This is a genomic window from Streptomyces sp. NPDC054847 (assembly GCF_053610925.1).
This window is the reverse complement of sequence record NZ_JBSGZJ010000294.1, coordinates 1-9,221: the sequence shown is the minus strand read 5'-3', so window position 1 is coordinate 9,221 and position 9,221 is coordinate 1. Positions and strand designations below refer to the sequence as shown.

Sequence of the window (9,221 nt, the reverse complement as noted above, 5' to 3'; positions counted from 1 at the left end):
CGCCAGGCGCCGCCATGGAAGCCGGCGACCTCGAACAGGCCGTGTGGGTACGGCTCCTGGAACGCCTCGGCGACGGCGGCCCGCCGCCCGACGCCGCCCGCTGGGTCAAGGCCGCCGTTCGCGCGGAGGCCCGCCGCGCCCGCCGGACGGCCGCACGCGAACTCCCGTACCGCCACGAGCCTTCCGCCGACCCCGCGGGCGGCCCCGAGCGCGCCGCGCTGCTGGGGGAGCGGCGCCGGGTGCTGCGGGCGGCCGTCGCCCGCACTCCCGGGAACTGCCCCCGTCTGCTGACTGCGATGTTGGCGCCGCACGACCCCACCTACCGGGAAATCGCAGGGACGTTGGGTATCTCACAAGGAAGTCTGGGGCCGATGCGTTCCCGTTGCCTGGGATGTCTGCGCAGAATGCTGGCGGCAGAGGTTGCAGCTCCTGAACATCGGGGAAAGGAGCGGTAGACAACCGGCGGTGACAGGTGAGCGGGAGGCGTGCGCACATGGGCATGAGCGTGACCATCTCGGCGGCGGCGGAGACCGACGCGGAGCACATCCTCAAGCTGCAGTATCTGTGCTATCAGACCGAGGCCGAACTCTACGGCGACTACGGCATCGAGCCCTTGACCCAGTCGCTCGCCGACCTCCGCGCCGAGATCACCCAGGGTCCGGCGCTCGTGGCCAGGCTCGGTGACGAGGTCGTCGCCTCCGTGCGCGCGAGCATCGACGCCACGGGGACGGCCCGTATCACCAAGCTCATCGTCCATCCGCGGATGCAGCGCCACGGTCTTGGCGGCAGGCTGCTCGACGCGATCGAGGCGCGCTTCACTGGGGACCCGGCCGCCAAGCGGTTCCAGCTGTTCACTGGCCACCGCAGCGAGAGCAATCTGCGGCTGTACCGCAGCAGGGGATACGTCCCGGTCTCCCGCGAGGAGGTCGGCCCGCGGCTGACACTTGTCACCCTGGAGAAGGAGACCTCCGCCGGCGCGTACGTCGCCAGCGCCTGACGGCCTCCGTACCGCCCCGCACCGCTGTGCGTCAGCCGCGGGCGCGGCGCAGCCAGAGCATCCCGGTGACCGGAAGCAGCACCGGGATGAAGATGTAGCCCATTCCGTACTCGGACCACACCGTCGAGTCGGGGAACGCCGACGGGTCGAGGACCGTCCACGTCCCGACGATCAGGACGCCCGCCAGCTCGGCGGCGCAGCACACCAGCGCCGCCTTGCGGGCCGTCTCGCCGCCCCGCACCAGTGTGTACGTGATGAAGGCGTACACGACGGCGGCGACGGCCGACAGCACATGAGCGAGCGGTGCGCTGCCGAAGTCGGTGAGGATCTGGTAGACGGAGCGGGACACGGCGCCGACGGACATCACGCCGTAGAGCCAGACCAGCAGCAGTCCCGGGCCCGCGACCAGCTTCGCCGGCCGCTTCGCGTCCGTGGTGGGCTCGGCCATCGTCAGCCTCCCCAGATGTCGTGGAGCCGGACCTCGAGCACCGCGAGCACCACCGCGCCGGCCACCACCGTCGCGGAGCCCCAGCGGGTCCGCTCCGCCAGCGAGAGGAAACCGGCCGCCGGCACCGCGAGGGCCGAACCGATCAGGTACGACACGAAGATCGCGGTGCCCTCCGACGCCTCGTCGCCCTGTGCCAGCCGCACGATTCCCACGACCAGTTGAGCGAACGCCAGCACCGTCACCACGGCCATGCCGATGAAGTGCCAGTCCTTGGTGGGCTGGTCCTTGTAGGCGGCGAAACCGCACCAGGCGGCGAGGGCGAGCGCGGTCACACCGACCGCGACCGTCAGGGCGTCAAGCATGGGCTCGAGGGTATTACGGGCCGCAGGTCGCGATGCGCCCGGCCCCGGGCGCACGGCCGGCAGCGCACCGTCGCTCGTGGCCCGGTCGCGGGCGTGCGGCCGGCAGGGGTCTCCCGCCGGTAGCCCCGCGCAGGGGCGCGGGCAGTGCCCCGACCGTGGTCTTGACCACAGCAGTCGACCGCTCGGGCCCGCCGAGCGACGCGCGGGCCCCCGGCGCAGGCAGCGTGTCCGCGCAGGTCACGACGGGGAAAGCCGGTCCCGGTGGGATCGCCCGCGGAGATCACGGGTGCGGACCGATCTGTCCACATGGCGCAACCGCACTGTCCGCTATACGGACAAGCCCGGTCCGGTCGCCCGCCCGTCTGTTTTACTTGCAGCCATGACCACGACGAGCAGCCGCACCCTTGCGACCGAGGCGAACACGACGCCCGGTGCTCGCCGCATGTGTCGAATGTGCGCCATCTGAGGGCCCCTGCCTGAGCCTCGCGCCCCGAAGCGAGACCGACAGCCGCGCCGCGTCCGAACGTCCCCGGAGATCAGGAACGCCTCGGACCGAGCCTGCCCCGCGCACGCGTTGCCCCGGCCACCAGCCGAACCAGCCGTGCCGCGTCGGAACCGAAATGCCCCGTGCCCGGCGGACACCTCGCCGTGCACTCGACAGTGACGGATACCCCTGTGATCACCACTACGGGCCTTACCAAGGTCTACCAGTCGCGCGGCGGCCGCGAGGTCACCGCTCTGGACGGCGTCGACCTGCACGTCCGTGAAGGCGAGGTCTTCGGCGTCATCGGCCAGAGCGGCGCCGGCAAGTCCTCGCTGATCCGCTGCGTCAATCTCCTCGAGCGCCCCACCTCCGGCACCGTGACGGTCGCCGGAACGGACCTCACCGCCCTCGCCGGCCGCGGCCGCCGCGCCTCCAAGGAGCTGCGCGAGGCCCGCAGCCGCATCGGCATGGTCTTCCAGCACTTCAACCTGCTGTCCTCGCGCACCGTCAAGGACAACGTCGAACTGCCCCTGGAGATCCTCGGCGTCCCCGGCGCCCAGCGCTCCCGCAAGGCCCTGGAACTGCTCGACCTGGTGGGGCTCGCCGACAAGGCAAAGGCCTACCCGGGCCAGCTCTCCGGCGGTCAGAAGCAGCGCGTCGGCATCGCCCGCGCCCTCGCCGGCGACCCCAAGGTGCTGCTCTCCGACGAGGCGACGAGCGCCCTCGACCCCGAGACCACCCGCTCGATCCTCCAACTGCTGCGCGACCTCAACCGACAGCTCGGCCTCACCGTGCTGCTGATCACGCACGAGATGGACGTCGTCAAGACGATCTGCGACTCGGCCGCCCTGATGAAGAAGGGGAAGATCATCGAATCCGGAACAGTGAGCGAACTGCTCGCGACCCCGGGCTCCGAGCTCGCCCGGGAGCTCTTCCCCGTGGGCGGCGACGCCTCCGGCCCCGGCCGCACCGTCATCGACGTCACGTTCCACGGCGAGGCCGCCACCCAGCCGGTCATCTCGCAGCTCTCGCGCACGTACAACATCGACATCTCGATCCTCGGCGCCGCGATGGACACCGTCGGCGGCAGGCAGATCGGCCGCATGCGCATCGAGCTCCCCGGCCGTTACGAGGAGAACGTCGTCCCCGTCGGCTTCCTGCGCGAGCAGGGACTCCAGGTCGAGGTCGTCGGCCCCGGCCCCGCGCGCGTCCCGGCGCAGAACGCCCCCGAGCCGGTCAAGGAGGTCGCGAAGTGACCTGGTCCGAGATGCAGCCCCTGCTCAGCCAGGGCACCTTCGACACCCTTTACATGGTGCTCTGGTCCACCCTCGTCACCGTCGCCGGCGGACTGCCGCTCGGTGTGCTCCTCGTCCTCACGGACAAGGGCGGACTGCTGCAGAACACCCCGGTGAACAAGGTCGTCGGCGTGATCGTGAACATCGGCCGCTCGCTGCCGTTCATCATCCTGCTGATCGCGCTGATCCCCTTCACCACCCTCGTCGTCGGCACCTTCATCGGCCCCACCGCGATGATCGTGCCGCTCGCCGTCGGCGCCATCCCCTTCTTCGCGCGCCTCGTCGAGACGGCGATCCGCGAGGTCGACCACGGGCTCGTCGAGGCCGTCCAGTCCATGGGCGGCTCCATCCCCACCATCGTGCGCAAGGTGCTGCTCCCGCAGGCCCTGCCCTCGCTCGTCTCCGCCGTCACCACCACCGTGATCGTCCTCGTCGGATACTCCGCGATGGCCGGCGCGGTCGGCGGCGAAGGCCTCGGATCCAAGGCCGTCACCTACGGATTCCAGCGCTTCGAGACGCAGTTCATGCTCATCACGGTCGTGATCCTCATCGCCATCGTCACCGTCGTCCAGCTCATCGGCGACGGAGCCGTACGGCTGCTGGCCCGCCGGGGCCGCGCCGCGAGCTGACCCCCGAACCTTCTCCCCACGCAGCCCGCACTCCTTGTCCGGGCGTTGTTCCACCACCAGAAAGAGGCACTCTTCGTGCGTAAGAACATCAAGCTCACCGCGGCCGCCGCCGCCACCGCCGCGCTCGCCCTCGGTCTCACCGCCTGCGGCACGGCCTCCGACCCGGGAGCCGGCGCGGACGGCGGCGGCAAGGCCGACGCGTCCAAGGCGCTCGTCGTCGCCGCGTCCCCGACGCCGCACGCCGACATCCTGAACTACGTCAAGGACAACCTGGCGAAGAAGGAAGGCCTCACCCTCGAGGTCAAGGAGTTCACGGACTACGTCCTGCCCAATACCGCCACCCAGCAGGGCCAGGTCGACGCCAACTTCTTCCAGCACAAGCCGTACCTGGACGACTTCAACAAGAAGAACAAGACGACCATCGTTCCGGTCGTCGACGTCCACCTCGAGCCCCTCGGCCTCTACTCCAAGAAGGCCAAGGACCTCAAGGACATCAAGGCCGGCCAGACGATCGCAGTCCCCAACGACACCACCAACGAAGGCCGCGCGCTGGCGCTGCTCGCCGACAACGGCCTGATCACCCTCAAGGACGGCGCCGGCACCGACGCCAAGCTCTCCGACATCGCCGACGCCAAGGGCCTGAAGTTCAAGGAGCTCGAGGCGGCGACGCTGCCCCGCGCCCTGAACGACGTCGACGCCGCCGTCATCAACGGCAACTACGCCATCGAGGCCGACCTCAAGCCCGCCCAGGACTCCCTGGCCCTCGAGAAGGCCGAAGGCAACCCGTACGCCAACTTCCTCGCCGTCAAGGAGGGCTACGAGGACGACGCCCGCGTGCAGAAGCTCGCGAAGCTCCTCAACTCGCCCGAGGTGAAGAAGTACATCGAGGACAAGTACGACGGCTCCGTCGTCGCCGCCTTCGGCGCCGCGGGCTGAGACCCCGCGCACCCGTCAAGTGGCGCTCCAGAGAAGCCACTTGACTCCGGCCCCGTGCACCTACCAAGGTGCGCGGGGCCGCCTCGTACCGGCACCCGGCCATGCACGGCCCGCACCCGATGTTGCATGCTGTGCCTTTACGGCCAATACGCCGTCAGGTTCGACCCGTAAACGACAGTCTTCGGCATGGAGCTGCGCATGACTACCACCTTCCCGGACGTGTCCATCAGCACGGAGCGGTTGGTGCTGCGCCCCTACGAGGAAGCCGACATCGCGGCCCACACCGAGATGATGAACGACGAGATGGTCACCGCCTGGACCTCCGTGCCCCACCCCTACACGGCGGCCGACTCCGAGGACTGGGTGCGCAGGATCGCTCCTGCGGAGCGCACGGAAGGCCGCGGCATCGTGCTCGCCGTCACCGAGTTCCTCACCCAGCGGCTCGTCGGCGTCGTGCACCTGCAGAACACCAACTGGCGCACCCTCTCCACCGAGGTCTCCTACGTCACCGCCCCCTGGGCGCGCGGCGAGGGCTACGCGACCGAGTCCGTGCTCGCCGTGGCCCGGTGGCTGTTCCGCAACCAGAAATTCGAGCGCATGGAACTGCGCACCGCCGCCGACAACACCGCCTCCCAGCAGGTGGCCCAGAAGATCGGCTGCATCAGCGAAGGCGTCCTGCGCAACGCGTGGATAGCGCGCACCCGGCCCGACGACGGCACCGGCGCCTGGGTGGACATCCGCACCGATCTCATCGTCTGGAGCCTCCTCCCGGAGGACCTCGAGGCCGACCGCCTCGCGGAGGCGGGCTACGCCTCCTACACCGACTGGAACTGACTTTCCCGGGCGGAACGACGCCCCTCCAGAGGGCCGCCCGACCGGTCCGCCAGGTACCCTCACGTGCGACGCGTACCCGCGGAACTGCTCCGACCTGCGACAACCCCAGGAGACTGACGACGATGGCCGACCGGGTCACGGTGATCGGCTGGGACGGTTCGCCACTCACCCGAGCGGCCAGGTCCGCCCTCTCCGCGGCCACCCTGGTCGCCGGCGCCGCCCATCATCTGGCGCTGCCCGAAGTGCCGCCCGGCGCCGAGCGCATCCGCCTCGGCAGCGTCGGCCTCGCCGCCCGGCGGATCGCCGGACACCGCGGCAGCGCCGTCGTCCTCGCCGACGGCGACCCCGGACTCTTCGGCGTCGTCCGCACCCTGCGCGCTCCCGAGTACGGCCTCGAGGTGGAGGTCGTCCCCGCCGTCTCCTCCGTCGCCGCCGCCTTCGCCAGGGCGGGCATGCCGTGGGACGACGCCCAGATCGTCGTCGCACACCGCCGTACGCTGCGCCGGGCCGTCAATGTGTGCCGCGCGCACACGAAGGTCGCCGTCCTCACCTCCCCGGGCGCCGGCCCCGCCGAACTCGCGCTGCTGCTCGACGGCATCCATCGCACCTTCGTCATCTGCGAGGAACTGGGCACCGACCGCGAACAGGTCACCGTCCTCACCTCCGACAAGGTCGCCGACCACATGTGGCGCGACCCCAATGTCGTCATCGTCATCGGCGGCACCGCCGGCCCCGCCCCTCTCACCGGGACCGGCGGCTGGATCGCCGGACGGGACCCCGGCTACCCCCCGGCCGTACGCGGCTGGGCCCTGCCGCCCGCCGAGGCGCCCACGCGCGGCGAGGGCGAGTTCGCCGGCCTGCGGGCCGCCCAGCTGGCCCGGCTCGGACCCCGCACCGGCGACCTCGTGTGGGACATCGGCTCCGGCAGCGGCGCACTCGCCGCGGAGGCGGGCCGGTTCGGCGCGGCGGTGATCGCCGTCGACAACGACCCCGAGGCCTGCCGCCGCACCGAGGCGGCGGCCCGCCGCCTCGGCGTCCAGCTCCAGGTGGTGCACGGGCGTGCCCCGCACGTTCTCGAGCGGCTGCCCGAGCCTGATGTCGTACGGATCGGCGGCGGGGGAGTGCCGGTCGTCACCGCCGTCGCCGACCGCAGGCCGCAGCGCATCGTCACCCACGCGTCCACACGGGACGAGGCGGAGGCCATCGGCGCCGCGCTCGCCGCCGGCGGATACAGCGTCGAATGCGCCCTCCTCCAGTCCGTCGAGCTGGACACGTCCGACTGGTCGGAGCGGGAACGCTCCGTGGTCTTCCTGCTCTGCGGAAGGCAGCCCGACCCTCGCCCCCGGCCCCCCTCGACGGACGGTCCGGGGTAGGCTGGCCGATTGTTGTACCGCAGCCGGACGTTCGTCGCTTCGTTCGTCAATGTCCGGAAAAGGGAGCCACTTTGGTTCCCGTATGTGGTACGTCGATACCGGGGGGTCGCGCGACGTGGCGCAGCCCACAGCGAACCGCGGCGGATCTTGCTGCCGCAGTGGCGAACGACCGCGACAATGCTTTGGTCCGTGGGTCGATCGTGCCGCGCGGCGCACACGCTCGTTCTTGTTCAAGGGCGTCAGGTGTGCCGCTGTCGGACGCCCCGGGCGAAGGGCGAAGGAGCAACCGATGGGCGAGGGGTACGCGCATGACTGACACCGGCCAGATCCCGGGTGAGGGGCTGCCGGAGGACGCAGGCATGGTGGAGCAGCCGGGCGTCCCCGCTTCCGGCACGTACACCTTCCTCGAACCCTCCGAGAACAGCCCGGAAGAGGACGACCTCCTGCTGATGCCCGGCGCACAGGGTGCGTGGAGCGACTCCCACCAGCACGTGCCCGCCGCCCAGCCGGCGCCCGTCGCCGACCAGTACGCGGCCGCGCCCGCACCGGCGACGGCGCACCAGGACGGGGCGACGCAGCACCACAGCGGCCAATACCAGGTGGACTACGCCGCCGCCGGTTACCCGGCACAGGACTACACGGCCGCCCCGGCCGTGCACGGAGCCGAGCAGGCCGCGCCCGCCTCGGCCGGCACGGCGTACGCCGAGCAGCCGGCGGTGCAGAACGCCGCGGCGCCCGCCCCGGCCTTCGTCGAAGTGACCCCGGCGGCCCAGGCGGCCGACGCCACCCCGCCGCAGGAGCCGCAGTTCCACGAGGTCCGGTCCCCGGAACCGCAGGAACAGGCCTTCCAGCCGCACGACCCCCAGCAGGCCCGGGCCCAGGCGCAGGAGGCTGCCGCCCAGGAGCCGTTGGCGCAGGTGCAGGGCACCATGTCCGTCGTCCCCGGCGTGGCGCCGGCAGGCCCGGAGGCCGTCGCCGGCGAGGCGGGCTCCGACGCCGGCCACGCGGCCCCGGTCGCGCAGGAGGCGCCGGACGCACAGCGGGAACAAGCCACCGCGCCGCATGAGAGCGGTGCCCACGAGGCCGGCGGCCGTGATTCCGGAGCCGTCGACCTCGGTGCCGTACGGACGCCGGCCGCCGCCACCTCCGCCATGCCGACGCCCGCGCGCCGGCCGCTCCACATGGGTCCGCCCGTGCCCGACACCTCGAGCGGCGTGGTCCGTTCGCTCGCCGACCGCGGCCCGGCCGGTACGCCGCCGCATCCGATGGTCGTCCGCTCGGCCGCGGCGCAGTCCGCCACCACCGGCGTGGAGTACCTCGACGTGCCGCGTGAGGAGCCCGCCGCCGAACTTCCCGGACCGCAGCTCGGTGAGATCCCGCCACAGGCCGGTGCCCCGTGGGACCCCCAGCCGCCGCAGAACCAGGCGCCCGTCGCAGGGTCGGGGGCGCCCGCAGAAACGGTCGTCCCGTCGGACGCGGCGGCCGAACCGGCGAACGCGGAAGCCACCGTGCCCGCGCCCAGGACCGGCGACGTCGAGCAGCCCGCCGCCGAGGCGGAGCCGGCCGTGGCGCCCGCGCCGGACGAGCCGCAGCCGCACGCCGAGGCCGATGCCGAGAACCAGGCCGTCGTGCACCAGCTCGCTCCCGAGTCCGTCGAACCCGCCGCGCCCGCACCCGTCGCGCCCGAGACCCCTGTGCGGGAAGCCGTGACCGAGCCGGTCGCCGAGCAGCCTGCCGTCGAGCCCGTGGCATCCGCGCAGGCACAGGCCGTTGCGCCGGAGGCCCCGCAGGCCCCGGCTCCCGCGGTCGTGCCGGAGCCGGTGGCCGTCGCGCCCGAGGCCGTCGAGGCCGCCGTGCAGGCAG

9 protein-coding genes and 1 pseudogene are annotated in these 9,221 nt (G+C 71.9%); 8 read left to right on the top strand and 2 right to left on the bottom strand.

The window, feature by feature from the left end; translation table 11 throughout:
* A partial coding sequence (locus tag ACWGH4_RS24610) for a sigma-70 family RNA polymerase sigma factor (protein ID WP_453464615.1) occupies positions 1-455 on the top strand: 455 nt, incomplete at its 5' end.
* Between the two features lie 38 nt (positions 456-493).
* Positions 494-997, top strand: a complete 504-nt coding sequence (locus ACWGH4_RS24605) for a GNAT family N-acetyltransferase (protein ID WP_441265335.1) — start codon at positions 494-496, stop codon at positions 995-997.
* 31 nt (positions 998-1,028) lie between these two features.
* Here ACWGH4_RS24605 and ACWGH4_RS24600 read toward each other — a convergent pair whose 3' ends face one another.
* Both ACWGH4_RS24600 and ACWGH4_RS24595 read right to left on the bottom strand, forming a co-directional pair.
* Entirely contained in the window at positions 1,029-1,445 is a 417-nt protein-coding gene (locus tag ACWGH4_RS24600) for a hypothetical protein (protein WP_441265334.1), read from the bottom strand.
* Positions 1,446-1,447: 2 nt separating this feature from the next.
* A complete protein-coding gene (locus ACWGH4_RS24595) occupies positions 1,448-1,807 on the bottom strand; it encodes a hypothetical protein (protein WP_453464611.1) in 360 nt (119 codons plus the stop codon).
* A 675-nt stretch (positions 1,808-2,482) separates the two neighbouring features.
* On the opposite strand from ACWGH4_RS24595, the gene ACWGH4_RS24590 reads away from it, so the two are divergent.
* From ACWGH4_RS24590 to ACWGH4_RS24565, 6 genes and pseudogenes are all read left to right on the top strand, one after another.
* Positions 2,483-3,547, top strand: a complete 1,065-nt coding sequence (locus ACWGH4_RS24590; protein ID WP_037775220.1) for a methionine ABC transporter ATP-binding protein — start codon at positions 2,483-2,485, stop codon at positions 3,545-3,547.
* The gene (locus ACWGH4_RS24585) at positions 3,544-4,215 is read left to right on the top strand and encodes a methionine ABC transporter permease (RefSeq protein WP_307705442.1); all 672 of its coding nucleotides are present in this window, start codon (positions 3,544-3,546) and stop codon (positions 4,213-4,215) included. Before ACWGH4_RS24590 ends, ACWGH4_RS24585 begins: the two co-directional genes overlap by 4 nt.
* A 75-nt stretch (positions 4,216-4,290) precedes the next feature.
* Positions 4,291-5,151, top strand: a complete 861-nt coding sequence (locus tag ACWGH4_RS24580) for a MetQ/NlpA family ABC transporter substrate-binding protein (protein ID WP_453464606.1) — start codon at positions 4,291-4,293, stop codon at positions 5,149-5,151.
* Between the two features lie 186 nt (positions 5,152-5,337).
* A complete protein-coding gene (locus ACWGH4_RS24575) occupies positions 5,338-5,985 on the top strand; it encodes a GNAT family N-acetyltransferase (protein ID WP_441265330.1) in 648 nt (215 codons plus the stop codon).
* Between the two features lie 122 nt (positions 5,986-6,107).
* Positions 6,108-7,358: a precorrin-6y C5,15-methyltransferase (decarboxylating) subunit CbiE gene (gene cbiE, locus ACWGH4_RS24570; protein WP_453464602.1), complete on the top strand. Its 1,251-nt coding sequence runs from the start codon at positions 6,108-6,110 to the stop codon at positions 7,356-7,358.
* Between the two features lie 308 nt (positions 7,359-7,666).
* Positions 7,667-9,221: pseudogene (locus tag ACWGH4_RS24565) on the top strand (nicotinate-nucleotide--dimethylbenzimidazole phosphoribosyltransferase); the annotation flags it as partial.